The organism is Streptomyces collinus Tu 365 (genome assembly GCF_000444875.1).
Lineage (GTDB): Bacteria > Actinomycetota > Actinomycetes > Streptomycetales > Streptomycetaceae > Streptomyces > Streptomyces collinus_A.
Window position 1 is genome coordinate 4,021,116 of sequence record NC_021985.1, and the last position, 24,121, is coordinate 4,045,236.

Annotated in this window: 26 protein-coding genes and 1 riboswitch; of the genes, 15 read left to right on the plus strand and 11 right to left on the minus strand. The window is 72.5% G+C overall.

Going from position 1 to position 24,121, the window contains the following annotated elements:
- Window positions 1–56 precede the first annotated feature (56 nt).
- Window positions 57–1,706 carry a DNA repair helicase XPB gene (locus tag B446_RS17385; RefSeq protein ID WP_020940761.1) on the plus strand — a complete coding sequence of 550 codons (1,650 nt, stop codon included), beginning with the start codon at window positions 57–59 and terminating at the stop codon, window positions 1,704–1,706.
- Here the strand turns inward: B446_RS17385 and B446_RS17390 are convergent.
- Both B446_RS17390 and B446_RS17395 read right to left on the minus strand, forming a co-directional pair.
- On the minus strand, window positions 1,658–2,740 hold the full coding sequence (locus B446_RS17390; RefSeq protein ID WP_078614907.1) for a glycosyltransferase 87 family protein: 1,083 nt from the start codon (window positions 2,738–2,740) through the stop codon (window positions 1,658–1,660). The genes B446_RS17385 and B446_RS17390 overlap by 49 nt on opposite strands.
- 105 nt (window positions 2,741–2,845) lie before the next feature.
- Window positions 2,846–3,028, minus strand: coding sequence for a hypothetical protein (locus B446_RS17395; protein WP_043475863.1), 183 nt, complete (start codon window positions 3,026–3,028; stop codon window positions 2,846–2,848).
- Window positions 3,029–3,397: 369 nt separating this feature from the next.
- Between B446_RS17395 and B446_RS17400 the strand changes: the two genes are divergently transcribed.
- A complete protein-coding gene (locus B446_RS17400; RefSeq protein WP_234967636.1) occupies window positions 3,398–5,362 on the plus strand; it encodes a HelD family protein in 1,965 nt (654 codons plus the stop codon).
- 30 nt (window positions 5,363–5,392) lie between these two features.
- Here the strand turns inward: B446_RS17400 and B446_RS17405 are convergent, their stop codons facing one another.
- A complete protein-coding gene (locus B446_RS17405; RefSeq protein ID WP_020940765.1) occupies window positions 5,393–6,094 on the minus strand; it encodes a copper homeostasis protein CutC in 702 nt (233 codons plus the stop codon).
- Between the two features lie 118 nt (window positions 6,095–6,212).
- On the opposite strand from B446_RS17405, the gene B446_RS17410 reads away from it, so the two are divergent.
- Window positions 6,213–6,857: a hypothetical protein gene (locus B446_RS17410; RefSeq protein WP_020940766.1), complete on the plus strand. Its 645-nt coding sequence runs from the start codon at window positions 6,213–6,215 to the stop codon at window positions 6,855–6,857.
- Between the two features lie 26 nt (window positions 6,858–6,883).
- The gene (locus B446_RS17415) at window positions 6,884–7,960 is read left to right on the plus strand and encodes a GNAT family N-acetyltransferase (protein ID WP_043475872.1); all 1,077 of its coding nucleotides are present in this window, start codon (window positions 6,884–6,886) and stop codon (window positions 7,958–7,960) included.
- On the opposite strand, the gene B446_RS17420 is transcribed toward B446_RS17415, so the two are convergent.
- Complete coding sequence (locus B446_RS17420) at window positions 7,942–8,220, minus strand: DUF4031 domain-containing protein (RefSeq protein ID WP_020940768.1); 279 nt, start codon at window positions 8,218–8,220, stop codon at window positions 7,942–7,944. The genes B446_RS17415 and B446_RS17420 overlap by 19 nt on opposite strands.
- Before the next feature lie 7 nt (window positions 8,221–8,227).
- Window positions 8,228–8,611 (minus strand): hypothetical protein, encoded by a 384-nt coding sequence (locus tag B446_RS17425; RefSeq protein WP_020940769.1) that lies wholly within the window; start codon window positions 8,609–8,611, stop codon window positions 8,228–8,230.
- A 55-nt stretch (window positions 8,612–8,666) separates the two neighbouring features.
- Here B446_RS17425 and B446_RS17430 point away from each other — a divergent pair, with 55 nt between their 5' ends.
- From B446_RS17430 to B446_RS17450, 5 genes are all read left to right on the plus strand, one after another.
- Window positions 8,667–9,572, plus strand: a complete 906-nt coding sequence (locus tag B446_RS17430; protein WP_020940770.1) for a MurR/RpiR family transcriptional regulator — start codon at window positions 8,667–8,669, stop codon at window positions 9,570–9,572.
- Window positions 9,573–9,617: 45 nt separating this feature from the next.
- The gene (murQ, locus tag B446_RS17435; protein WP_020940771.1) at window positions 9,618–10,541 is read left to right on the plus strand and encodes an N-acetylmuramic acid 6-phosphate etherase; all 924 of its coding nucleotides are present in this window, start codon (window positions 9,618–9,620) and stop codon (window positions 10,539–10,541) included.
- Between the two features lie 16 nt (window positions 10,542–10,557).
- Window positions 10,558–11,967, plus strand: coding sequence for a PTS transporter subunit EIIC (locus tag B446_RS17440; protein WP_020940772.1), 1,410 nt, complete (start codon window positions 10,558–10,560; stop codon window positions 11,965–11,967).
- Between the two features lie 294 nt (window positions 11,968–12,261).
- A complete protein-coding gene (locus B446_RS17445) occupies window positions 12,262–12,486 on the plus strand; it encodes a hypothetical protein (RefSeq protein WP_020940773.1) in 225 nt (74 codons plus the stop codon).
- A gap of 68 nt (window positions 12,487–12,554) precedes the next feature.
- The gene (locus tag B446_RS17450) at window positions 12,555–13,127 is read left to right on the plus strand and encodes a hypothetical protein (protein ID WP_020940774.1); all 573 of its coding nucleotides are present in this window, start codon (window positions 12,555–12,557) and stop codon (window positions 13,125–13,127) included.
- 24 nt (window positions 13,128–13,151) lie between these two features.
- Here B446_RS17450 and B446_RS17455 read toward each other — a convergent pair whose 3' ends face one another.
- Together B446_RS17455 and B446_RS36475 are read right to left on the minus strand one after the other, a co-directional pair.
- Window positions 13,152–14,279, minus strand: a complete 1,128-nt coding sequence (locus B446_RS17455; RefSeq protein WP_020940775.1) for an NADH:flavin oxidoreductase — start codon at window positions 14,277–14,279, stop codon at window positions 13,152–13,154.
- Window positions 14,280–14,393: 114 nt separating this feature from the next.
- A complete protein-coding gene (locus tag B446_RS36475) occupies window positions 14,394–14,696 on the minus strand; it encodes a hypothetical protein (protein WP_020940776.1) in 303 nt (100 codons plus the stop codon).
- Between the two features lie 114 nt (window positions 14,697–14,810).
- On the opposite strand from B446_RS36475, the gene B446_RS17465 reads away from it, so the two are divergent.
- The 4 genes from B446_RS17465 to B446_RS41140 all read left to right on the plus strand — a co-directional run bounded on the left by B446_RS17465 (window position 14,811) and on the right by B446_RS41140 (window position 17,148).
- Window positions 14,811–15,650, plus strand: coding sequence for a helix-turn-helix domain-containing protein (locus B446_RS17465; protein ID WP_020940777.1), 840 nt, complete (start codon window positions 14,811–14,813; stop codon window positions 15,648–15,650).
- Window positions 15,634–15,834, plus strand: a complete 201-nt coding sequence (locus tag B446_RS37110) for a DUF397 domain-containing protein (protein WP_020940778.1) — start codon at window positions 15,634–15,636, stop codon at window positions 15,832–15,834. The genes B446_RS17465 and B446_RS37110 overlap by 17 nt, the downstream gene beginning before the upstream one ends.
- Before the next feature lie 244 nt (window positions 15,835–16,078).
- Window positions 16,079–16,903, plus strand: coding sequence for a hypothetical protein (locus tag B446_RS17470; protein ID WP_020940779.1), 825 nt, complete (start codon window positions 16,079–16,081; stop codon window positions 16,901–16,903).
- Window positions 16,900–17,148, plus strand: a complete 249-nt coding sequence (locus B446_RS41140; RefSeq protein WP_078614736.1) for a type II toxin-antitoxin system Phd/YefM family antitoxin — start codon at window positions 16,900–16,902, stop codon at window positions 17,146–17,148. Before B446_RS17470 ends, B446_RS41140 begins: the two co-directional genes overlap by 4 nt.
- Before the next feature lie 25 nt (window positions 17,149–17,173).
- On the opposite strand, the gene groL is transcribed toward B446_RS41140, so the two are convergent.
- From groL to thrC, 4 genes are all read right to left on the minus strand, one after another.
- A complete protein-coding gene (gene groL / locus B446_RS17475; protein WP_020940780.1) occupies window positions 17,174–18,796 on the minus strand; it encodes a chaperonin GroEL in 1,623 nt (540 codons plus the stop codon).
- Between the two features lie 273 nt (window positions 18,797–19,069).
- Window positions 19,070–19,273 (minus strand): cold-shock protein, encoded by a 204-nt coding sequence (locus tag B446_RS17480; protein WP_004986573.1) that lies wholly within the window; start codon window positions 19,271–19,273, stop codon window positions 19,070–19,072.
- Window positions 19,274–19,702: 429 nt separating this feature from the next.
- The gene (locus tag B446_RS17485; protein ID WP_020940781.1) at window positions 19,703–19,978 is read right to left on the minus strand and encodes a MoaD/ThiS family protein; all 276 of its coding nucleotides are present in this window, start codon (window positions 19,976–19,978) and stop codon (window positions 19,703–19,705) included.
- Window positions 19,975–21,258, minus strand: coding sequence for a threonine synthase (gene thrC / locus B446_RS17490; RefSeq protein ID WP_043475874.1), 1,284 nt, complete (start codon window positions 21,256–21,258; stop codon window positions 19,975–19,977). The genes B446_RS17485 and thrC overlap by 4 nt, the downstream gene beginning before the upstream one ends.
- A gap of 17 nt (window positions 21,259–21,275) precedes the next feature.
- Window positions 21,276–21,437: riboswitch (SAM riboswitch) on the minus strand.
- A gap of 159 nt (window positions 21,438–21,596) precedes the next feature.
- Here thrC and B446_RS17495 point away from each other — a divergent pair.
- The gene (locus tag B446_RS17495; protein ID WP_020940783.1) at window positions 21,597–22,568 is read left to right on the plus strand and encodes a glucosyl-3-phosphoglycerate synthase; all 972 of its coding nucleotides are present in this window, start codon (window positions 21,597–21,599) and stop codon (window positions 22,566–22,568) included.
- A 96-nt stretch (window positions 22,569–22,664) separates the two neighbouring features.
- Window positions 22,665–24,092, plus strand: coding sequence for an alpha,alpha-trehalose-phosphate synthase (UDP-forming) (locus tag B446_RS17500; protein ID WP_020940784.1), 1,428 nt, complete (start codon window positions 22,665–22,667; stop codon window positions 24,090–24,092).
- Window positions 24,093–24,121 lie beyond the last annotated feature (29 nt).

The window sequence follows — 24,121 nt, forward strand, 5'->3', positions numbered from 1 at the left end:
ATCACCCGCCGGTAGGGCACACTGGACGTTTGGCCGTGCCGAAGGGAAGTGCGTAGGTGAACGGACCGCTTATCGTCCAGTCCGACAAGACCCTCCTGCTCGAGGTGGACCACGAGCGCGCCGACGACTGCCGTCGCGCCATCGCGCCGTTCGCCGAGCTGGAGCGCGCCCCGGAGCACATCCACACCTACCGGGTCACGCCGCTGGGCCTGTGGAACGCGCGGGCCGCCGGGCACGACGCCGAGCAGGTCGTGGACGCGCTGGTGCAGTACAGCCGCTATCCCGTGCCGCACGCCCTGCTGGTGGACATCGCCGAAACCATGGACCGGTACGGGCGGCTCACCCTCAGCAAGCACCCCGCGCACGGCCTCGTCCTCACCACCACCGACCGGCCGGTGCTGGAGGAGGTGCTCAAGTCCAAGCGGATCGCCCCGCTGGTCGGCGCCCGCCTCGACCCGGACACGGTCGTGGTGCACCCCTCCGAGCGCGGGCAGATCAAGCAGGTGCTGCTGAAGCTCGGCTGGCCGGCCGAGGACCTCGCCGGGTACGTCGACGGCGAGGCCCACCCGATCGACCTGCTGGAGGACGGCTGGACGCTGCGCCCCTACCAGAAGCAGGCCGTGGAGAACTTCTGGCACGGCGGCAGCGGCGTGGTCGTGCTCCCCTGCGGCGCCGGCAAGACGCTGGTCGGCGCCGGGGCGATGGCCCAGGCGAAGTCCACCACGCTGATCCTCGTCACCAACACGGTCTCCGCCCGGCAGTGGAAGCACGAGCTGGTGAAGCGGACCTCGCTCACCGAGGACGAGATCGGCGAGTACAGCGGCACCCGCAAGGAGATCCGCCCGGTCACCATCGCCACCTACCAGGTGCTGACGACCCGGCGGAAGGGCGTCTACCCGCACCTGGAGCTGTTCGACTCCCGGGACTGGGGCCTCATCGTCTACGACGAGGTGCACCTGCTGCCCGCGCCGGTCTTCAAGTTCACCGCCGATCTCCAGGCGCGCCGCCGCCTCGGCCTGACCGCGACCCTGGTGCGCGAGGACGGCCGCGAGTCCGACGTGTTCTCGCTCATCGGCCCGAAGCGGTTCGACGCCCCCTGGAAGGAGATCGAGGCGCAGGGCTACATCGCACCCGCCGACTGCGTCGAGGTCCGCGTCAACCTGACCGACTCCGAGCGGCTGGCGTACGCGACGGCCGAGACGGAGGAGAAGTACCGGTTCTGCGCCACCACCGCGACCAAGCGGAAGGTCACCGAGGCGATCGTCCGCCGGTTCGCCGGGCAGCAGATCCTCGTCATCGGGCAGTACATCGACCAGCTCGACGAGCTGGGCGAGCACCTGAACGCCCCGGTGATCAAGGGCGAGACGTCCAACGCGCAGCGCGAGAAGCTCTTCGACGCGTTCCGTGAGGGTGAGATCAGCGTGCTGGTCGTCTCCAAGGTCGCCAACTTCTCCATCGACCTGCCCGAGGCCACCGTCGCCATCCAGGTGTCCGGCACCTTCGGCTCCCGCCAGGAGGAGGCCCAGCGCCTCGGCCGGGTGCTGCGCCCCAAGGCCGACGGCCACCAGGCCCACTTCTACTCGGTGGTCGCCCGCGACACGATCGACCAGGACTTCGCCGCGCACCGCCAGCGGTTCCTGGCCGAGCAGGGCTACGCCTACCGGATCGTGGACGCCGACGACCTCCTCGCGGAGGGCACCGGCTGAGGAGCCGGTGGCCGGGCGGCCGGTCGTCCCCGTACCGCCGCTGCCGCCAGCAGCGCGAGGGCCAGCAGCGGGTAGGGGGCGGCGAGCGGCTGCTGCCACCAGGGCAGCCGCAGGTCCAGGTCGCCCTCGTGCGGGAGCAGCCACATGGTGCGGGCGGTGAAGACGACGGCCGTGAGCACCGCGAGCCGGACCCGGCCCTCGGCCAGCAGCACCGCCAGCAGCGGCACGCACCACACCCAGTGGTGGGTCCAGCTGATCGGGGAGACCAGCAGGGCCGTGCCGGCGGTCAGGAGGACGGCGTGCCGTTCCTCCCGGGCGCGTGCCGCCAGCCACAGGCCCGCGGTCCCCACGGCCAGCGCGGGCAGCAGCCAGGCGGGGTCCGGTGCCGGGCCGTGCAGCGCCCGGTCGACCAGGCCGCGCAGCGACTGGTTGTCCACGATCCACGCCTTGCCCACCCGCCCGGTCTCGAACAGCCGCCGGGTCCAGAAGTCGGTGCTCGCCGCGGGCAGGACCAGCAGGCCGAGAGCCGCGGTGCCGGCGAATCCGGTGGCCGCCGTGGCCGCCTCGCGGCGGTGGCCGCGCAGCAGCAGGTGGACGGCGAAGACGGCCGGGGTGAGCTTGATCCCGGTGGCGAGGCCGATGGCCAGGCCCCGGGCGCGGGCGCCGGGCGGACGGGTCAGGTCCCACAGGACCAGGCCGGCGATCGCCAGGTTGACCTGGCCGAACAGCACCGTCTGGAAGACCGGTTCGAGCCAGAGCGCGAGGGCGGTGGCGGTGCGGAGCCGGGCCGGGGACGGCCGGCGGCCGGCCAGCCGGGCGGAGAGGGCGACCAGGACGGCGAGCAGGAGCGCGTTGCCCGCCAGGAAGGCGGCCTTGAGGACCGGGACCGGGAGCCGGGAGGCCGGGACGAAGAGGATCGCCGCGAAGGGCGGGTAGGTCGCCGGGAGCCGCCACTCGGTGACGGTGAGGCCGTACAGGTCAGCGCCGTGGGACACGGCGGCACCCTCGGCCCGGTAGACGAGCAGATCGGCCATCGGGGCCCGTTGCAGGACGCACAGGGCGGTGAAGGAGCAGAGGGAGACCGCGAGGAAGACGTAGGACACCACCGTCCGTTTCGGCACGAGGGCGACCCTATGCGGTCATTTGCGGCGTACGCCCGCCTCCTCGCCGTACTCGCCGAGGATCACCACGCCGAACGCGGCCTCGGCGAAGACCTTGACGGCCCGCAGGGCGTCGCCCAGGAAGTGGCGGTGGGGGCCGTCCACGGCCGTGGCGCCCGACGGGGGAGGGGCTGGATGCGGATGGATGGTTGCTGCGCTCATGTCTCCATGGTGGATCGCCGGACACCGATCCGGCATCGCCCCAGGGACCGGGTCCGCGGGCCCGCGCGTAGCTCTCCGGACGGACTCCCACCCCCGACCTGGGTGGACCCCGTCCCCTAGGGGGCGTAAATCCATTGGCCCCGGCCCCGTCCCTTCGCCTAAAATCTCCGCTCTTGCCCGCCTCCCCCCGCGGAGTGCCGCCGCCCGGACGGAAACCGGGAGGCCCGTCATGCCCCCAGTCATGGAAGAGCCGACCCGGAAGGCACCGCCGTGTCCACGTCCGCCCGCGAACCGCTCGACGCCCCCCTCGACGACCCGCTCGCCCGGGAACGCACCCACCTCGCCGCGTCCCGCTCCGCGCTGCGCGCCATGCGCGAGGACGTGGAGGCGCTGGACATCAGCGACGTCACCGCGAACTGGGTCAACGCCGCGGTGCTGGCCCGGCAGATCGACGAGCGCATCAAGGCGCTGGCCGACCTCAGCGACACCCCGCTCTTCTTCGGGCGGCTCGACTACCTGCACGCGCCGGGCGCCCAGCGGGCCGAGGGGGCGGAGGGCGAGCGGTTCTACATCGGGCGGCGGCACGTGCACGACGCCGGCGGCGACCCGATGGTCATCGACTGGCGCGCCCCGGTCTCGCAGCCGTTCTACCGCGCGTCGAAGAAGGACCCGATGGACGTCGGGCTGCGCCGCCGCTTCGGCTACACCGGCGGCGCGCTGACCGCGTACGAGGACGAGCACCTGTCCGACCCGGCCGAGGCAGCCACCACCAGCAAGCTGCTCCAGCGGGAGATCGAGCGGCCGCGCGTCGGTCCCATGCGGGACATCGTGGCGACGATCCAGCCCGAGCAGGACGAGATCGTCCGCAGCGGTCTCGGCGGCACCGTCTGCGTGCAGGGCGGGCCGGGCACCGGGAAGACGGCCGTCGGCCTGCACCGGGTCGCCTACCTGCTGTACGCCCACCGGGAGCGGCTCGCCCGCACCGGCACCCTGGTCATCGGGCCGAACAAGTCCTTCCTGCACTACATCGAGCAGGTCCTGCCGGCGCTCGGCGAGCTGAGCGTGCGGCAGGCGACCGTGGACGACCTGGTCGGGCACGTGGAGGTGCGGGGCACGGACGACGCGGCCGCCGCGATCGTCAAGGGTGACGCCCGGATGGCCGAGGTGCTGCGCCGGGCCCTGTACGCGCACGTGACCATGCCCACCGAGCCGGTCGTCGTGGTGCGCGGCTCGCGGCGCTGGCGGGTGCCGGCCTACGAACTGGAGGAACTGGTCCGCGAGTTGCTGGACCGGGACATCCGGTACGGCGCCGCCCGCGAGGCCCTGCCGCAGCGGATCGCGCACGCGGTGCTGGTGCAGATGGAGCGGGCCGGGGAGGCCCCGGACGACCGGGTGCAGGACACGGTGGCCCGCAACAGCGCGGTGAAGGCGGCCGTGAAGGCGGTCTGGCCGGCCGTGGACCCGGCGAAGCTGGTGCTGCGGCTGCTGACGGACGCCGACTTCCTCGCCGAGCACGCCGAGGGCCTGCTGGACGAGGACGAGCAGAAGACGGTCCTGTGGGCGAAGCCGGTGCGCAGCGTGAAGTCGGCGAGGTGGTCGGCGGCGGACGCGGTGCTGGTCGACGAGGCGACCGACCTGATCGAGCGCACGCACTCGCTCGGCCACGTCGTCCTGGACGAGGCGCAGGACCTGTCCCCCATGCAGTACCGGGCGGTGGGCCGCCGCTGCACCACCGGCAGCGCGACCGTCCTCGGCGACCTGGCGCAGGGCACCACGCCCTGGGCCACCCGGAGCTGGGACGAGGCGCTGGCCCACCTCGGCAAGCGGGACGGTGCCGTCGAGGAGCTGACGGCCGGTTTCCGCGTGCCGACGGACGTCATCGCGTACGCGTCCCGGCTGCTGCCCCACATCGCGCCGGGCCTCGCCCCGGTCGCCTCGGTCCGGGAGAACCCGGGCTTCTTCGAGGTCCGCACGGCCGACGGCACCGCCGACGTGGTCGCCGCCTGCGAGGAGTTGCTGGGCAACGAGGGTTCGACGGGCCTGATCGCGGCGGACGCCCGGGTGCCGGCGCTGGCCGAGGCGCTGGCCGCGGCCGGCATCGCCTGCCTGGCGCCGGGCGAGGAGACCACCAGCGAGAGCCGGCTGACGCTGGTGCCCGCCTCGCTCGCCAAGGGTCTGGAGTACGACTACGTCGTGCTGGACGAGCCGCAGGCGGTGGTGGACGGCGAGCCGGACGAGCGGACGGGGCTGCGCCGGCTGTACGTGGCGCTGACCCGTGCGGTGTCCGGGCTGATCGTGACCCACGCGGCACCGCTGCCCGCACAGCTGGGCTGAGCCCGCCCCGCCGCAGGGCCGGGACCGGTGCTAGACCCCGTCCAGCACCGTCCGCCACTCCCGTACCGCCGTCTCGGAGACCGGGCCGGTCCAGCCCGCGGTGCGTGCCGCGCCGCCGATGTGGAAGGCCTCGATCCCGGCGGCCCTGAGCGTCGGCACGTGGGCGAGCCGCAGCCCGCCGCCGACCATGATCTGCTGCTCGTAGCCGGGTTCCCCGCCGTGGGCGGCCTCGGCGACCAGCGTGCCGAGTCCGCCGTCCACGCCGTCCGCCGAGCCGGCCGTCAGATAGGTGTCGAGGCCGGGCAGGTCGGCGAGCTGCTTGCGCAGGGCGTCCCGGTCGGCGGCGCGGTCGATGGCCCGGTGGAAGGTCCAGCGGCAGCCGTCGAGGGCGGCCACCACCCGCTCCACCGCGGCCAGGTCCACGCAGCCGCCGGTCTCGAGGAAGCCGAGCACGAACTGGTCGGCGCCCGCGTCCCGCAGCTGCCCCGCCAGCCGGACCAGCAGGTCCAGGTTCTCGGGGCCGCCCGCCGCGAACCCGTCCGTCAGCCGGAGCATCACGCGCAGGTCGATGTCGACGGCGGCCCGGATCCCGGCGAAGGTCCGCACGGACGGGGTGAGACCGTCAGCCGCCATCTCGGTGACCAGTTCGAGGCGGTCCGCGCCTCCCGCCTGGGCCGCGACCGCGTCCTCGGTGTCGAGGGCGATCACCTCCAGGACCGCACGCTTGCTCATGGCACCCCATTCATCGGCGACTACAGGTCTAGTCCAATCCAAGACTACGCCTCCCCGGGGCCGCCCCTCACCCGAAGACGTCCGGTTCCCCCTTCGCCGCATCCGGAAGAATGAGCCCATGGCCGACCTCGACGCCCTGCGTCTCCGCTTCGCCCGCGCCCTGGAGGGAGCCCGCGCCCCCGGCGACGGCCCCGACCCCACCCCCTACGCGGACAACCTCCTCGCCCGCTGGCAGGAGCCGCAGCGGCACTACCACACGCTGACCCACCTCACGGCGGTCCTCGACCACGTCGACGTGCTCGCGGATTCCGCGGCCGACCCGGACGTCGTACAGCTGGCCGCCTGGTTCCACGACGCGGTCTACCTGCCCGACCGCTCGGAGAACGAGGAGCGCTCCGCGCACCTCGCCGAGCGGGCGCTCCCGGAGGCGGGCGTACCGGCGGCGAAGACCGCCGAGGTCGCCCGGCTGGTCCGGCTCACCGTCACCCACGACCCGGCCGCCGACGACCGCGACGGGCAGGTCCTGTGCGACGCGGACCTCGCGGTCCTGGCCGCGCCCCCGTCCGCGTACGCCGCCTACACCGCCGCCGTCCGCGAGGAGTACCACTTCGTGCCGAACGACGTCTTCCGCACGGGACGCGCGTCGATTCTGCGTCAACTCCTGGACCTGCCCAGCCTGTTCCGCACCTCCTACGGACAGCGGCACTGGGAGGCCACGGCCCGCTACAACCTCGCGGCCGAGCTGGAAATGCTGTCGCCCTGACCGGGTGCGGCCCTTACTGTTCGCCCATGCGACGGATAAGCGGGGACGACGTGAACAGGGCCGTGGCGGGATGCCTGGCGACGCTGCGGCCGGCGGTGGACCGCGACTGGGCGGACACCACGGCCGGGCGGCTGGAGTGGGACTGCCGGCGGACGGCCGAGCACGTCGCGAGCGACCTGATCGCCTACGCGGGCCAGTTGGCGGGCCGCGCCCAGGAGACGTACGTCCCGTTCGGGATCGCGCTGGACGAGGGCACCGACAACACCGGTCTGCTGCACGTCATCGAGACGACCGGCGTGCTGCTCGCCACCACCGTCCGCGCCACCCCGCCCCGCGTCCGCGCCTTCCACCCGTACCCGTTCGGCAGCGCGGACCGCGAGGGCTTCGCCGCGATGGGCATCGCCGAGGTGCTGCTGCACACCCACGACATCGCCGAGGGCCTGGGCATCGCGTACACGCCGGAGGAGGACCTGGCCGAGTCCGTCCTCGGCTGGCTCTTCCCGCACGTCCAGCCCGGACCGGCCGCCTGGCCGACGCTGCTGTGGGCGACCGGCCGCGGCGAGCTGCCCGGCCGCGCCCCGGTCACCGGGTGGGCCTGGCGCAACAACCTGGTCGTCCCCGCCGAGCGGGTCACGCTGACCGGCGTGCGCCCGGCCGTCGCCCGCGACCTGCGCATGGGCGGCGACGGCGGCTTCGACTGGGCCGGCGACGGGCCGTTCGAGGGCACCCGGGAAGCCTGCGGCTTCCTGCTGAAGGCGTACGAAGCGGGCGTGCACCGCCCCGAGTTCGGCGTCTTCGTCCTGGTGCGCGAGGAGGACGGCCGCGCGGTCGGCGGCATCGGCTTCCACGGCGCCCCCGACGAGGAGGGCCGGGTGGAGATCGGCTACGACCTCGCCGAGGAGGCCCGCGGCCACGGCTACGCCACCGAGGCGCTGCGCGCGCTGGCCGAGTGGGTCCTGGCCCGGGAGGACGTCCGCTCCCTGTTCGCCACCGTCGAGCGCGCCAACACCGCCTCCCGGGCGGTCGTCGCCCGGGCCGGCTTCGTCCAGGTGAGCGACGACGGCGAGGAGAGCGGGGAGCTGGCCTACGAACTGCGCCGCTGAACGAGGCCCTTGGGCCGGCGCAGCCCCGACGCCCGCAGCAGCCGCACCACCTCGCGGCTGCTGACCTCCACCGCCCCGGCGGCCACCGCGTCCGCGTACCGGTGCGAGGGGAGGTCGTAGTGGTCGCGCTCGAACGCCCGCCGGGGCACGCCGAGACCGGCGGCGAACGCGTGCAGCTCGTCGTACGACGCGTCGCTCACGAGGTGCGACCACAGGCGCCCGTGGCCCGGCCAGGCCGGCGGGTCGACGTACACCGTCACGGGCGCCTCACGAGGACCGCGCCCCGCCCGTGGCCTGCGCCAGGGAACCGACCGCCGCCACCTTCACGCCCGCCTGGTGGCACACCCAGTGCGGGTCGGGGCCCAGCTCGGGCTCCACGTCCAGCGCGTGCGGGTCGCCGGAGGGGCACACCGGGCACAGCGGCCAGCGGCCGTACCGCTCCAGCAGCGCGTCCTGCACGTCCTGGGCGACCAGCCCGGCCACGTACCCGACGCCGTCCGGCCACTGCTCGACCCACCAGCGGCGCTGCGCCACGGAGTCCTCGACGAGGGAGACCACGTCGGCCTCGGCGACCCGGCCCGCGACCAGATCGGCGAGCACGAGCGCGCGGGCGGCGTGCAGGGCCTGCTCGATGGGGCTCAGGGACTTCATGGTCCCATTGTGCGCACTCTTGACCGCGAACCCGAACCGAAAATATCTTTCATTGGTGACCAACGACGTGAAGGAAATTTTCGGCGGTCCGGGTGGCTCGCTCGCCGCCAAGGTGCGCACCCTCGCCCCTTCCATGACCCGCTCGATGCAGCGGGTCGCCGAGGCGGTCGCGAACGACCCGGCCGGCTGCGCCGCCCTCACGGTCACCGGTCTGGCCGAACTCACCGGGACCAGCGAGGCGACGGTGGTGCGGACCGCCCGCCTGCTGGGCTATCCCGGCTACCGCGACCTGCGCCTCGCCCTCGCCGGCCTCGCCGCGCAGCAGCAGTCGGGCCGGGCCCCGGCCATCACGACCGACATCGCGGTGGACGACCCGCTGGCCGACGTCGTCGCCAAGCTCGCCTACGAGGAGCAGCAGACGCTCGCCGACACGGCCGCCTCACTGGACACCGGCCAGCTCGGCGCGGCCGTCGCCGCGCTCGCCGGCGCCCGCCGCACCGACGTGTACGGCATCGGGGCCTCGGGTCTCGTCGCCCAGGACCTGACGCAGAAGCTGCTGCGCATAGGGCTCATAGCCCACGCGCACAGCGATCCGCATCTCGCCGTGACCAACGCGGTGCAGCTGCGCACGGGCGACGTGGCGATCGCCATCACCCACTCCGGCTCGACGGGGGACGTCATAGAGCCGCTGCGGGTCGCCTTCGAGCACGGGGCGACGACGGTGGCCATCACCGGCCGCCCGGAGTCGCCGGTCACCCAGTACGCCGACCACGTCCTGACCACCTCCACCTCCCGGGAGAGCGAGCTGCGGCCCGCCGCCATGTCCTCCCGGACCAGCCAACTGCTGGTGGTGGACTGCCTGTTCGTCGGAGTCGCGCAGCGGACCTACGAGAGCGCGGCGCCCGCGCTGGCCGCCTCCTACGAGGCGCTGGCCCACCGGCACCGCACCCGGCCCAGGTGAGTGAACGCACGAGAACCGGCACCCGAACCGAGGAAGCCACCCCCCATGACCTCCCATGACCTGCGCAGTGAGCTGGAGTCCCTCACCACCGAGGCGTTCCGGCCCGACCTCGCCGAGATCGATCGGCTGTCCACCCTCGACATCGCGCGCCTGATGAACGGTGAGGACGCGGGCGTGCCCGCCGCCGTCGCCGCCCGGCTGCCGCAGATCGCCGCCGCCATCGACGCCGTGGCCGCCCGCATGTCCCGCGGCGGCCGCCTGGTCTACGCCGGCGCCGGCACCGCCGGACGCCTCGGGGTGCTCGACGCCTCCGAGTGCCCGCCCACCTTCAACACCGACCCGGCCCAGGTCGTCGGCCTGATCGCGGGCGGCCCGCAGGCCATGGTCACCTCGGTCGAGGGCGCCGAGGACTCGCGCGAACTGGCCCGCCGGGACCTGGCGGCGCTGGGGCTCGGCCCCGACGACACCGTCGTGGGGATCTCCGCCTCCGGCCGGACCCCGTACGCCATCGGCGCGGTCGAGCACGCCCGCGCGCTCGGCGCCCTGACCGTCGGACTCGCCTGCAACGAGCACAGCGCCCTGGCGGCCGCCGCCGAGCACGGCATCGAGGTCGTGGTCGGCCCCGAGCTGATCACCGGCTCGACCCGGCTGAAGGCCGGCACCGCGCAGAAGCTGGTGCTCAACATGCTGTCGACGATCACGATGGTCCGCCTGGGCAAGACCTACGGGAACCTGATGGTCGACGTGCGCGCCTCCAACGACAAGCTGCGGGCCCGCTCCCGCCGGATCGTCGCGCTGGCCACCGGAGCCCCCGAGGAGGAGATCGAGAAGGCGCTCACCGAGTCGGGCGGCGAGGTGAAGAACGCGATCCTCGCCCTCCTCACCGGTGTCGACGGCCCGACGGCCGCCCGCCTTCTGGAGGACTCCGGCGGCCATCTGCGCGCCGCGCTGGCCGCGGCGGCCACCTGACGCGCACGCTCGGGGCGTGCGCAACGACCCCGCCTCCACCGCAGCCGCCGTCCTCGCCCGGGCCGGCGGCCCCGGGAACGTCACGTCCGTCGCCCACTGCATGACCCGGCTCCGCCTCGGCGTCGCCGAACCGGCGGCGGTCGACGCGGAGGGGCTGCGCGCACTGCCCGGGGTGCTCGGGGTGGTGACGGACGGCGCCGGCGTGCAGATCGTGCTGGGTCCTGGGGTGGTCGAGGAGGTCACGGCACGCGCCGAGGCCCTGGTACGGGAGGCCGGTCCCGCGCCCGCGCGGCCGGCCGGCCCGGACGCCGGGGCGGGCGCCGGGGCGGGCGCTGCGGCTCCCCGGCCCGAGGCGACGCCGGTCAAGGCCCTGCTGCGCCGCGTCGCGAACGTCTTCGTCCCGCTCATCCCCGCCCTGATCGGCTGCGGTGTCCTCGCGGGCCTGAACGGTCTGCTGCTCAACTCCGGCCTGCTGCCCGCCCTCACCCCGGCGCTGACCGCCGTCGCCTCCGGCTTCATGGCGCTGATCGCCGTGTTCGTCGGGCACAACACGGCCAAGGAGTTCGGCGGTACGCCGGTGCTCGGTGGCGCGGTGGCGGCCGTGGTCGTGTACCCGGGCGTGGCCAAGGTGACGGCGTTCGGGGTGCACCTGGTGCCGGGCCAGGGCGGGGTGCTCGGCGCGCTCGCGGCGGCGCTGCTGGCCACGCGGGTGGAGAAGTGGTGCCGGGGCCGGGTGCCCGGTGCGCTGGACGTCCTCCTCACCCCCACGGTGACCGTCCTGGTCTCCGGCCTGGCCACTCTGTACGGCCTGATGTACGCGGCCGGGGTGGTCGCCGCCGCCATCGGCGTGGCGGCGGACTGGCTGCTGGCCACGACCGGGCCCGCCGCCGGGCTCATCCTCGGCGGCCTGTTCCTGCCCCTGGTCATGCTGGGCCTGCACCAGGCCCTCATCCCCATCCACACCACGCTCATCGCCCAGCAGGGCTACACGGTCCTGCTGCCCCTCCTCGCCATGGCGGGCGCGGGCCAGGTGGGCGCGGCGCTCGCGGTCTACGTCCGGCTGCGCCACGACGTCCCGCTGCGCACGACGATCCGCTCGGCGCTCCCGGCCGGGCTGCTGGGCGTGGGCGAGCCGCTGATCTACGGGGTCTCGCTGCCGCTGGGCCGCCCGTTCGTGACCGCCTGTGCGGGCGGGGCGGCGGGCGGGGCCTTCGTCGGCTTCTTCGCGATGCTCGGCGACAAGGTGGGGGCGACGGCCATCGGCCCGTCGGGCTGGGCACTGTTCCCCCTGCTCGCGGGCAACCGCGGCCCCCTGACGGCGGCGGCCGTCTACGGCGGCGGCCTGCTCACCGGATACGCGGTCGGCTTCGCGGCGACGTACCTCTTCGGCTTCACCGACCGCTCCCGCACGGCGACGCCGGCGTGAGGCACCGAGGGGTCCGGTCCCCGAGCACGACGTACCCGTCGGCTTCACCGACCGCTCCCGCGCGGCGACGCCGGCGTGACACACCGCGGGGTCCGGTCACCCGAGCACGACGATATGCCGCCCCCCTCACCGGCCGCTCCCGCGCTGCCGCGTCGGCGTGACGCGCCGTAGGGCCGTAGGGCCGTAGGGCCCGGTCGCCCCGAGCACCACCCACCCCGTCGGCTTCACCGCCCGCCCCGCCTCACTCGGCCACATCCGCGTGACGGACCGACGGGCCCGGTCGTTGGCCCGGGCATGATGAAGACGCTCCTGACCACCGCCGCCCTCACGGTGTGCGCCGCCGCCCTGGCCGCGCCCGCCCACGCCGACGGCAGGGCCGACGGCCACTGGACCGCCACCGGCACCGCACGCTGCGCAGGGGACCTCGCGCTGCCCGCGCTGGCGAGCGTGGCGCCGCTGCCCAAGTCGGACGCCGCCCCCGCGTGCGGCGCCGACAGCCTCCTGCACCACGGCCGCTGACCGGCGCACGACTCCGCGTTCGCGACCGCGCGGCACGCCCCGGCTCCCCGGCGCGCTACCGTCGAACGATGAACCACGCCCAGCTCACCGCCCTGGGCCGTGCCCTCCGCCTGGTAGGGGAGCACGGGGAGGCGCTCTCGGCCGACACACCGGACGCGCGGCTGCACGAGATCAAGGCAGATCTCAGGCGCGCCCTCGACCTGCTCGACGAGAGCGTCACGGCCGGCGCGCCCACGACCCGCTGCCCCGAGCACCCGCAGGGCCCCGTCGACGAGAGCGCGCCCGACCGGTGCCTGCTCTGCGAGACCAGGCGCCGGGCCGCCCGGCGGTCGGAGTTCCAGGGCGGCAGGCCGCGGGCGACCGAGGCGCCCGCCTCCGGCCAGTCGCGGTACGGCGTCCGCGCCGACCGGCCCCAGCCCCAGCAGCGGTGGCTGCCGGAGGCGTGGAACGGCCGCGAGTGGCAGCTGTGCGGGACGCCCCGGCGGGACCGGCACGAGGCGGAGGCCTATCTGGCCGCCCAGCGGCGCGGGTCCCGGCCGGCGATGGCGTACCGGCTCGTGCACGAGTTCACCGACTACGAGGTGCTCCGGATCTGGGGCACCCCGGTCCAGGTCGACATCGAGCCGATGGGCAACCTCTAGGCGCCCCTCTCCCGGGGCCCCGGCTCAGCTCAGGGTCTTCAGCGCGGCGGCGTCGTAGGGCTTGAGGTCCTCGAAGCGGTCGGCGAGCACCTTGGCCGCCCAGTCCGGGTCCTGGAGCAGGGCGCGGCCGACGGCGACCATGTCGAACTCGTCGGACTCCATGCGGTCCAGCAGGTTGTCGATCCCCTTGACCGGGGATCCCTGGCCCTGGAAGGCGCCGGTGAAGTCGCCGTCGAGGCCGACCGAGCCGACGGTGATGACGGGCTTGCCGGTCAGCTTCTTCGTCCAGCCCGCGAGGTTCAGGTCGGAGCCGTCGAACTCGGGCAGCCAGTAGCGGCGGGTGGAGGCGTGGAAGACGTCGACGCCCGCGGCGGCCAGCGGGGTGAGTATGGCCTCCAGCTCCTCGGGGGTCTCGGCGAGCCGGGCGGTGTAGTCCTGCTGCTTCCACTGGGAGTAGCGGAAGATCACCGGGAACTCGGGGGACACGGCAGCGCGGACCGCCGCGACGATCTCCGCGGAGAACTTCGCCCGGGCGACGGGGTCACCGCCGTAGGCGTCGGTACGGCGGTTGGTGCCCTCCCAGAGGAACTGGTCGAGGAGGTAGCCGTGGGCGCCGTGGATCTCCACGCCGTCGAACCCGATGCGCTCGGCGTCGGCGGCGGCCCGGGCGAACGCGCCGATGACGTCGTCGAGGTCCTGCTGGGTCATCGCCTTGCCGGTGGCCTCGGCGCCCGCGGTGACGAGACCGGAGGGGCCCATCGCGGGGGCGTCGGGGAAGGGGTTCTGGCCCTGCTCGCGGACCATGCCGATGTGCCAGAGCTGCGGGACGATCGTGCCGCCGGCCGCGTGCACGTCCTCGGCCACCTTCGCCCAGCCCGCGAGCTGCTCCTCCCCGTGGAACCGCGGGACGCGACCGCTGTTCCCGGCGGAGTCGTGGCCCACGTACGTGCCCTCGGTGACGATCAGCCCGACACCGGCGGCGGCACGGCGCGCGTAGTACGACCGCACGTCCTCACCGGGTACGCCGCCCGGCGAGAACATCCGGGTCATGGGCGCCATGACGATCCGGTTGGGCACCGTGAGCCCGTTCAGCGCGATCGGACGGGAGAGGATCTGGGCCGCGCGGGAGGTGGCGGGAGGCGTGACGGTCACGTGGGAGCTCCTCGTGAGTGACAGGGTCAACCGGTCGGTATGTGAGCATGCATTGTTGCAGCTCCTTAAGTAACGGTCTCCCCGCCGCCCCCCATTCCGCAACGGTGGGACCCGTCAGGTGACGCCTCTCACGCTCTCGTGGTTCAGCCGCCGCACCCGCTCCCGCAGCGCCTCCCCCGGCGGGGCCGGCTCGACGGGCACTCGGTCCAGCGCGGCCGCGAGCCGGGACGCCACGGTGAGATTGCAGCGGCCGAGGTCGACCAGGGCGTACGGGTCCTCGTCCGAGACGCTCAGCGGGTCGACCCGGAGCGAGGGCAGGACGATGCCGACTCCACACAGGGCTGCGCGCAGCCGTTCGACCGCTTCCCCGGCCGTCCGGGCGGGCCGCTCGTCCATGTCCTTCTTCGTCGTCTCCACTGGGCCATTTCCTCCACGCTGAGTGCCGGTGTTCACCACACAGCGTGGCCACCGACGCCTAACCTGGCCAGACGCGGCGTCCCAACAGCAGTGTTTGTAGGACGAGGAGTTGCCATGCCGGGACCGAAGGACCTCGACCCGTCGTCGTCACCGCGCGCCTTGCTGGGCGCCGAGTTACGGCACGCCCGTGAGCGGAAGGGGCTGAGTCAGGACCAGTTGGGCCATCGGCTGTTCGTGAGCGGGTCCTTCATCGGGCAACTGGAGGCGGGAACACGACGGATGCAGCCGGACTGCGCGCGCATGCTGGACGAAGCACTGGAGACGGACGGCTTCTTCCAACGGAACTGCGGGGCGGCGGCCAAGTCGAAGTTCGAGGAGCACTTCGAGGCGGTGGCGGAGGCCGAGGCTCAAGCCACCGCGATCAGGGAGTACACCCCACTCCTGATCCCCGGGCTGCTGCAGACGCGCGCGTACGCACAGGCCGTGAACCGCGCGCACGACCCGATGGCACCGGAGGAGACCATCGAGGAGTGGACGGAAGGCCGGATGGAGCGGGTCCGTCTGCTCGACCATCCAACAAAGCCGCTGTTGTGGGCCGTGCTCGACGAAGCGTCGTTGCGACGGGAGACGGGAGGTCGGGCGGTGATGGCGGAGGTTCTGCGCCACGTCGCCGGGCTGGCCCGCCGGAACCGGGCCATCGTGCAGGTACTCCCGTTCAGCGCGGGGGCGCACGCGGCGATGCAGAGTGACCTGAAGCTGATGGAGTTCGCGGACGCCCCTCCGTTGGTCTATCACGAGGGGGTGCGCACGGGGCGGGTGGAGGACGACCCTGCCACCGTCGCCCACCTCAGGTTCAGGTACGACCTCCTCGTGGCCTCTGCGCTCTCGCGGGACAAGTCCCTGGCTCTCCTTGAGGCGTTGGCGGAGGATTACGCCCATGAGGAACACCCCTGACCGCGACCTGAGCGCGGCGGTATGGATCAAGTCGAGTTACAGCGGTGGCGGCAACAACTGCCTGGAAGTCGCCACCGGTCACCCCACCCTCGTCCCCGTCCGCGACTCCAAGACCCCGCAAGGCCCGAGGCTCTCGTTCCGTCCGCAGGCGTGGTCGGCGTTCGTCGCGGGTCTCAAGCTTTGAGCTTCGAGCCCTCTTCGCATGGAATGGGTAGGGCTTCAACCCACCCTCCCACCCGGCGAGTTGACGCAACGCAGCCGATTTGCCACGCACGGTCACGAGGCTCTAGCGTCCCGCATAACGAACAGCCCCCGCCAGGTGCGCCAACACCTGCGGGGGCTTGACCTCCGAGATCGGAAAAGGCGATCCCGTGGCTGACACCAAGACTAACCCTGCCCTCCCGCCCGCGCACGCGTCCTCGCACCCGATGGCCAATCCGGGTTACGGCAAGCGCTCCGCGCCGGACCAACACCGGCGCACCAAGCACGACTTCGGGCACCTTCCGCCCCGCGAGGCGGCCGTCGCCGCGTACGTCGACCGGCTCCCCCAGGGCGCCGACATCTCCGTGAAAACGCTGGCCAAGCAGCTTCCCTACGGCCAGTGCGCACTGCGTACGGCCCTCAACCGCATCCAGGCGGCGGGGCACTTGCGGCGTGGCAGGGAGCGGCTGGAGACGCAGGACGGGGGTTCGCGCTGGATCACCCGATCGTGGTGGTCCCGTACCGCACGCGACGACGCCTGGTGGGCGGCGTTCACGCGCGGCGCCGTACCGGAGGACCCGCGGCCGCCCGAAAGGGCCGGGCCCACCCGCTCCCGCGCCCACGTCCTCCTCGCCGCCCTCGGGCGCACGGCACCCGTACTGTCCCTCTCCGCCGCCGAGTGCGCCGCGCTCGCCCCGCTCCTCACGGAGTGGTTCGCGCGTGGGGCCACCGACGAGGCCGTGCTCCGCGCACTGAGCGAGGGACTGCCGACACCGGTCCACCACCCGGCCGCCCTGGTCCACCGCCGCCTGGTCGACAAGCTCCCACCGGAACCGGTCCCCCACCCGGCACCCCGCCGGATCCTGGAGTGTGCGGAATGCGGGGTGCCGGGACGGCCGGAGGCCCTGCCGGGAGGCGTCTGCGGCGGCTGCCGGAGCGAACGCGCCCCCACGCGCCTCCCCACGCCCCTGACCGCCCCGGCAATCCACGCCCACGCAGACGCGATCCGGGCCTCGATGTCCCAGCGGCGGCGTGAAAGGGCACGGGGATGAGGACGTATCCGCTCGCGGAGGCACGAAACCAGCTCGGCAAGCTGGTCGGCCGGGTCCGACACGGCCAGGAGCACATCCTGATCACCGCGTACGGCAGACCTGCCGCCGCGCTCATCCCCGTAAGCGAACTGGAAGAGCTGCAGCGACTGCAGGACGATGCCTGGCCCCGCTCCGTGGCCGGCCCCGGACACGCCCGAGGGCGGTACCCCCCGCCAGAAGCTGGGGGTACCGCCCTCGGTCCGTAGGACAGGCGATCAACCGTCAGGTCGATCAGAAGTCCATGTCACCGCCCGGCATGCCGCCCGGGGCGGCCGCGGCGGCCTTCTCCGGCTTGTCGGCGATGACGGCCTCGGTGGTGAGGAACAGCGCGGCGATGGAGGCGGCGTTCTGCAGCGCGGAACGGGTCACCTTCGCCGGGTCGATGATGCCTTCGGCGATCATGTCGACGTACTCGCCGGTGGCGGCGTTCAGACCGTGGCCGACGGCCAGGTTGCGCACCTTCTCCACGACGACGCCACCCTCGAGACCACCGTTGACGGCGATCTGCTTCAGCGGGGCCTCGAGCGCGAGCTTCACGGCGTTGGCGCCGGTCGCCTCGTCACCCTCCAGGTCCAGCTTCTCGAAGACCGAGGAGGCCTGCAGCAGGGCCACGCCACCACCGGCGACGATGCCCTCCTCGACGGCGGCCTTCGCGTTGCGGACGGCGTCCTCGATGCGGTGCTTGCGCTCCTTGAGCTCCACCTCGGTGGCGGCACCGGCCTTGATGACCGCGACACCGCCGGCGAGCTTCGCCAGGCGCTCCTGCAGCTTCTCGCGGTCGTAGTCCGAGTCGCTGTTCTCGATCTCGGCGCGGATCTGGTTCACCCGGCCGTTGACCTGGTCCGAGGAACCGGCACCGTCGACGATGGTGGTCTCGTCCTTGGTGATGACGACCTTGCGGGCGCGGCCCAGGAGGTCCAGGGTCGCGTTCTCCAGCTTGAGGCCGACCTCCTCGGAGATGACCTCGCCGCCCGTGAGGATGGCGATGTCGCCGAGCATGGCCTTGCGGCGGTCGCCGAAGCCCGGGGCCTTGACGGCGACGGACTTGAAGGTGCCGCGGATCTTGTTCACGACCAGGGTCGACAGGGCCTCGCCCTCGACGTCCTCGGCGATGATCAGCAGCGGCTTGCCCGACTGCATGACCTTCTCCAGCAGCGGGAGCAGGTCCTTGACGGAGCTGATCTTGGAGTTCGCGATGAGGATGTACGGGTCCTCGAGCGACGCCTCCATGCGCTCCATGTCGGTGGCGAAGTAGGCGGAGATGTAGCCCTTGTCGAAGCGCATGCCCTCGGTGAGCTCGAGCTCCAGACCGAAGGTGTTGCTCTCCTCGACGGTGATGACGCCTTCCTTGCCGACCTTGTCCATGGCCTCGGCGATCAGCTCGCCGATCTGGGTGTCGGCGGCGGAGATGGACGCGGTGGAGGCGATCTGCTCCTTCGTCTCCACGTCCTTCGCCTGCTCCAGCAGGGCGGCGGAGACGGCCTCGACGGCCTTCTCGATACCGCGCTTCAGGGCCATCGGGTTGGCACCGGCGGCGACGTTGCGCAGACCCTCCTTGACCAGGGCCTGGGCGAGCACGGTGGCGGTGGTCGTACCGTCACCGGCGACGTCGTCCGTCTTCTTGGCGACTTCCTTGACCAGCTCGGCGCCGATCTTCTCGTACGGGTCCTCGAGCTCGATCTCCTTGGCGATGGAGACACCGTCGTTGGTGATCGTGGGGGCGCCCCACTTCTTCTCGAGGACGACGTTGCGGCCCTTGGGGCCGAGCGTCACCTTGACGGCGTCCGCGAGCTGGTTCATGCCGCGCTCGAGGCCGCGCCGCGCCTCCTCGTCGAACGCGATGATCTTGGCCATGTGAAGTGGTCCCTCCAGGACTGGGGGTGATTCCTTCGGACCGCGCCCGCGCCCGCGACGGACGGCTCGCCGGCCCCGTGGTTCCTTGCACCACTTGACCCGCGGGCCTCACCGACCCGGTCCTTCGTTGTCACTCTCACCTTCAGAGTGCTAACGCCAATGATTAGCACTCGGGCATGGCGAGTGCAAGCGCCTCCGGGGGATCAGCCCGGGGCGAACAGGACGAAGGGCCCACACCCCGGACGGGGTGTGGGCCCTTCGCGTGAAGAACGTTCAGGCGGTGACGCGAACCATGTCGGCCTGCGGGCCCTTCTGGCCCTGCGAGATCTCGAACTCGACCCGCTGGCCCTCTTCCAGGGTGCGGTAGCCGTCCATCTGGATCGCGCTGTAGTGGACGAAGACGTCCGCACCACCGTCGACCGCGATGAAGCCGTAGCCCTTCTCCGCGTTGAACCACTTGACGGTGCCCTGAGCCATGCCTAACTCCCCTATTACTGGCCCTTGCACAGATCCACACTTCGCGGACCCGGGTCAGACCTCACCCCCCATTGATCGGGGGCGTGCGCCGGAACGCGTCGACCGCGGCTGAATGTATCTGTCCAACTGCCGTCTGCAACAGGTCAATCGGACGAGAATTCTGGACGCGCCCGATCCGGAATCTGCCGAGAATTCAGGCGAATTCAGGGCAAGTCGGGCCCCGCAAATGGCTTAAAAGCCGCAAAAAAACCGCGCACTTTGGCTGTTTCTCGACGGGCGCGCGGCATGATTCCGGGGCCCGCGACCCGCGGACCCGGAACGCGTTCCCCAACTCTACCGCGCTCAATCACACAGAATGGCCCCCTCCGTTTCTCTCACGGAGGAGGCCATTCCATGAACAATCGGTAACCGCGATTACCGAAGGTAATGTCAGCCGCCGGCGACCGCCGGAATGATGGAGACGCCGGCCCCGTCGGGGGTCGCGGTCTGCAGCCCCTGCTCGAAGCGGACGTCGTCGTCGTTGACGTAGACGTTCACGAAGCGGCGCAGCTTGCCCTGGTCGTCCAGCACCCGGGCGGCGATGCCGGTGTGGTTCTTCTCCAGGCTCTCGATGACCTCGGCGAGGGTCGCGCCCTCGGCGGCGACCTCGGCCTGGCCACCCGTGTAGGTGCGCAGGATGGTGGGGATGCGAACGGTCACGCTCATGCGAGGCCAGCCTCTCGGAAGGAGTCCAGGGTCGGGCGGATGGTGGCGGACAGGCCGGTGCCGGCCACCGCGTCGAGGGTCTTGAGGCCGTCGCCGGTGTTCAGCACGACCGTCGTCTTCGCCGGGTCCAGGACCCCGTCCTTGAGCAGCTTGCGGGTGACCCCGACGGTCACCCCGCCCGCCGTCTCCGCGAAGATGCCCTCGGTGCGGGCCAGCAGCTTGATGGCGTCCACGACCTCCTCGTCCGTCACGTCCTCCACCGCGCCGCCGGTGCGGCGCGCGATGTCCAGGACGTACGGCCCGTCGGCCGGGTTGCCGATGGCCAGGGACTTGGCGATGGTGTCCGGCTTCTGCGGCCGCACCACGTCGTGACCCGCCTTGTACGCGGTCGACACCGGCGAGCAGCCCTCCGCCTGGGCGCCGAAGATCTTGTACGGCCGGTCCTCGACCAGACCGAGCTTGATCAGCTCCTGCAGCCCCTTGTCGATCTTCGTGAGCTGGGAGCCGGAGGCGATCGGGACGACGATCTGGTCCGGGAGCCGCCAGCCGAGCTGCTCGCAGATCTCGTACGCGAGGGTCTTGGAGCCCTCCGCGTAGTACGGGCGCAGGTTGACGTTCACGAAGCCCCAGCCCTCACCGGCCGGGTCGCCGATCAGCTCGGAACAGAAACGGTTCACGTCGTCGTAGTTGCCCTCGATGCCGACGAGCTCGCCCCCGTACACCGCGGCCATGACGACCTTGCCCTGCTCCAGGTCGTGCGGGATGAACACGCAGGAGCGGAACCCGGCCCGGGCGGCCGCCGCACCGACGGCGCCGGCCAGGTTGCCGGTGGAGGAGCAGGAGAGGGTGGTGAAGCCGAAGGCCCGCGCGGCCTCCAGCGCCTGGGCGACGACCCGGTCCTTGAAGGAGTGGGTCGGGTTGCCGGAGTCGTCCTTCACGTACAGGCCGCCGGTGACGCCCAGTTCGCGCGCCAGGTTGTCGGCCTTGACGAGCTTGGTCCAGCCCGGGTTGATGTTGGGCTTGTCGGCCACGTCCGCGGGGACGGGCAGCAGGGGGGCGTAGCGCCAGATGTTCGCGGGGCCGGACTCGATGCGCCGGCGCAGTTCCTCGGTGTCGTACGCGGAGAAGTCGTAGGCGATCTCCAGCGGGCCGAAACACTCCTCGCAGGCGAACACCGGCCCGAGGGGTACCCGGTGGCCGCACTCGCGACAACTGAGGGCGGCGGCGGGACCGAGATCGACGACGGGATTGCTGGTGCTTGCAACTGTCTGCGCAGCCATGGAGGCGAGGCCCTTTCTCCTCATCTTCCTCACGACGCACTTCGCCGTGAGACGGATTTGGCACCTTCCCTAGCCGGGAGCCTCGCGGAGACGATCAGATCTGGTCTGGTCTACGAGTACCGACTGGAGGGTTGCCGGGGCTTCATCGGGCCGTTTCCCTCTGCCCCTCTGGATGAGCTGTATGTGGTTGTGGGCGCCGGCGACCCCCGACATGCGATGGTCATCGGCGTTGTTCAAGACTGTAACCGAAGGCCAGGACAGTTGAGATAGTCGTCCGTACCGCGAGATGGATCACACCGCGTCACCGGGGTGATCGCGACAGTGAGGAGCCGCAGACCGTGCTGGAAGAAGTCGAGCGCTGGCTGGCCACCCGCTCCTGGTCCGTGGCCGATCGCCCGCTGCACCGGATCCTGGCCGCCAAGCAGCGCACCGGCCAGTCCGTCTCCGTGGTCCTGCCCGCGCTGAACGAGGAGGAGACGGTCGGCGACATCGTCGCGATCATCCGTCACGACCTCGTGCGGCAGGTCCCGCTGGTCGACGAGATCGTCGTCGTCGACTCCGGCTCCACCGACCGCACCTCCGAGGTCGCCGCCGCCGCGGGCGCGCGGGTCGTCCACCGCGACGACATCCTGCCGCGCCTGCCCGCCGTCCCCGGCAAGGGCGAGGTGCTGTGGCGCTCCCTGCTGGTGACCGGCGGCGACATCGTCTGCTTCGTCGACGCCGACCTGCGGGAGTTCTCCTCCGACTTCGTCTCCGGGATCGTGGGCCCGCTGCTCACCGACCCGCACGTCGACCTGGTCAAGGCCATGTACGACCGGCCGCTCCTCACCGGCCCCGACGGGCCCGGTGCCGGCCGGACGGCGGGGCAGGGCGGCCGGGTCACCGAGCTGATGGCCCGCCCGCTGCTGAACATGCACTGGCCGCAGCTCGCCGGATTCGTGCAGCCGCTGGGCGGCGAGTACGCGGCCCGCCGCTCGCTGCTGGAGCAGCTCCCCTTCCCGGTCGGCTACGGCGTGGAGCTGGGCATGCTGGTGGACGCGCTGCACCTGGTGGGCCTGGACGCGCTGGCGCAGGTCGACGTGGGCGTGCGCAAGCACCGCCACCAGGACGGCCAGGCGCTGGGCCGGATGGCCGCCGCGATCTACCGCACGGCGCAGCTGAGGCTGGCCCGCGGGCATCTGCTCCGGCCGTCCCTGACCCAGTTCGAGCGGGGCGCGGACGGGTTCGAGCCGCGCACCTACTCGGTGGACACCGAGGAGCGGCCGCCGATGGCGGAGATCGCGGAGTACGCGCACCGCCGGGTGGCGTGAACGCGCGGTGACCGGACGGCCGTATACGGACAGCGCCGCAACCGACGGGGCGGTACGTACGTTTGAGTATTTCCGGGCCGGGCTAGGTTGAGGCTTATGGCTTCCAGGCACGGTGCTGAGGTGCTGGTCGCGTCCAATCGCGGACCGGTTTCGTACGAGGTGCGCCCCGACGGCGCGGATGGCTCACTGCACGCCAAACGGGGTGGTGGCGGCCTGGTCTCGGGCCTGTCGGCCATCGGCTCCGACGCCAGCGCGGTGTGGGTGTGCGCCGCGCTGGGCGACGGCGACCGGGAGGCGGTGCGGCGGGCGGCCGGCGGGCTGCTGCCGGAGGAGGACACCGGCGGGCAGCGGGTGCGGATGCTCGACATCGACGCCGCCGTGTTCGCCGACGCGTACAACGGCATCGCCAACTCGGTGCTGTGGTTCGTGCACCACATGCTGTACCAGACCCCGCTGGAGCCGGTCTTCGACGCCGGATTCCGGCGGCAGTGGGCGTCGTACCGGGCGTACAACGAGGCGTTCGCCCGGGCGCTGGCCGAGGAGGCGGCACCGGGCGCCGCGGTGCTGATCCAGGACTACCACCTGGCCCTCGCCCCCCGGATGCTCCGCGAACTCCGCCCCGACCTGCGCATCGGCCACTTCTCGCACACCCCGTGGGCCCCGCCGGACTACTTCCGGCTGCTGCCCGACGACATCGCGGCCGAGCTGCTGGAGGGCATCCTCGGCGCGGACCGCGCGGCGTTCCTCACCCGGCGGTGGGCGGACGCGTTCACCGACTGCTGCCGGGCGGTCCTGGACTCCGGCGTGCCGTCCGGGACCCGGATCGGGGTGCACGGTCTCGGGGCGGACGCGGACTTCCTGCGCGAGCGGGCGCACCGCGAGGACGTGGGCGAGCGGATGGCCGCGCTGCGCGCGGAGATCGGCGAGGGGCGCCGGGCGATCGTCCGGGTGGACCGCACCGAGCTGTCCAAGAACATCGTGCGCGGTCTGCTGGCGTACCGGGAACTGCTGGAGGACCACCCCGAGTGGCGCGAGCGGGTGGTGCACGTGGCGTTCGCCTACCCGTCCCGGCAGGACCTCGCCGTCTACCGCGACTACACCGCCGAGGTGCAGCGGGTGGCGGACGAGATCAACTCCACGTTCGGCACGCCCGGCTGGACCCCGGTGGTGCTGCACGTGAAGGACGACTTCGCGCGCTCCCTGGCCGCGTACCGGCTGGCCGACGTGGCCCTGGTCAACCCCATCCGGGACGGCATGAACCTGGTCGCCAAGGAGGTGCCGGTCGTCTCCGACGAGGGCTGTGCGCTGGTGCTGTCCCGGGAGGCCGGGGCGTACGAGGAGCTGGGCGAGAGCGCGATCGTGGTGAACCCGTACGACATCGGGGGCACGGCACGCGCCCTGCACGAGGCGCTGACCCTGCCGCCGGCCGAGCGGGCGGACCGCTCCAAACAACTCGCGGCCGCGGCCACCGCCCTGCCCCCCACCCGCTGGTTCCTGGACCAGCTGACCGCCTTGGACGACTGACGGCCGGCGGTCGGTCGGCGGCGGGCCGC

Coding starts and splice junctions, on each gene's coding strand:
- B446_RS37110 (WP_020940778.1), top strand. CDS start 15,634: ATGAGGAACACCCCTGACCGCGACCTGAGCGCGGCGGTATGGATCAAG.
- B446_RS17500 (WP_020940784.1), top strand. CDS start 22,665: ATGGCTTCCAGGCACGGTGCTGAGGTGCTGGTCGCGTCCAATCGCGGA.
- B446_RS17465 (WP_020940777.1), top strand. CDS start 14,811: ATGCCGGGACCGAAGGACCTCGACCCGTCGTCGTCACCGCGCGCCTTG.
- B446_RS17390 (WP_078614907.1), bottom strand. CDS start 2,740: ATGGCCGATCTGCTCGTCTACCGGGCCGAGGGTGCCGCCGTGTCCCAC.
- murQ (WP_020940771.1), top strand. CDS start 9,618: ATGACCTCCCATGACCTGCGCAGTGAGCTGGAGTCCCTCACCACCGAG.
- B446_RS17410 (WP_020940766.1), top strand. CDS start 6,213: ATGGCCGACCTCGACGCCCTGCGTCTCCGCTTCGCCCGCGCCCTGGAG.
- thrC (WP_043475874.1), bottom strand. CDS start 21,258: ATGGCTGCGCAGACAGTTGCAAGCACCAGCAATCCCGTCGTCGATCTC.
- B446_RS17450 (WP_020940774.1), top strand. CDS start 12,555: ATGAACCACGCCCAGCTCACCGCCCTGGGCCGTGCCCTCCGCCTGGTA.
- B446_RS17425 (WP_020940769.1), bottom strand. CDS start 8,611: ATGAAGTCCCTGAGCCCCATCGAGCAGGCCCTGCACGCCGCCCGCGCG.
- B446_RS17415 (WP_043475872.1), top strand. CDS start 6,884: ATGCGACGGATAAGCGGGGACGACGTGAACAGGGCCGTGGCGGGATGC.
- B446_RS17445 (WP_020940773.1), top strand. CDS start 12,262: ATGATGAAGACGCTCCTGACCACCGCCGCCCTCACGGTGTGCGCCGCC.
- B446_RS17405 (WP_020940765.1), bottom strand. CDS start 6,094: ATGAGCAAGCGTGCGGTCCTGGAGGTGATCGCCCTCGACACCGAGGAC.
- groL (WP_020940780.1), bottom strand. CDS start 18,796: ATGGCCAAGATCATCGCGTTCGACGAGGAGGCGCGGCGCGGCCTCGAG.
- B446_RS17485 (WP_020940781.1), bottom strand. CDS start 19,978: ATGAGCGTGACCGTTCGCATCCCCACCATCCTGCGCACCTACACGGGT.
- B446_RS17400 (WP_234967636.1), top strand. CDS start 3,398: ATGCGCGAGGACGTGGAGGCGCTGGACATCAGCGACGTCACCGCGAAC.
- B446_RS41140 (WP_078614736.1), top strand. CDS start 16,900: ATGAGGACGTATCCGCTCGCGGAGGCACGAAACCAGCTCGGCAAGCTG.
- B446_RS17395 (WP_043475863.1), bottom strand. CDS start 3,028: ATGAGCGCAGCAACCATCCATCCGCATCCAGCCCCTCCCCCGTCGGGC.
- B446_RS17480 (WP_004986573.1), bottom strand. CDS start 19,273: ATGGCTCAGGGCACCGTCAAGTGGTTCAACGCGGAGAAGGGCTACGGC.
- B446_RS17470 (WP_020940779.1), top strand. CDS start 16,079: ATGGCCAATCCGGGTTACGGCAAGCGCTCCGCGCCGGACCAACACCGG.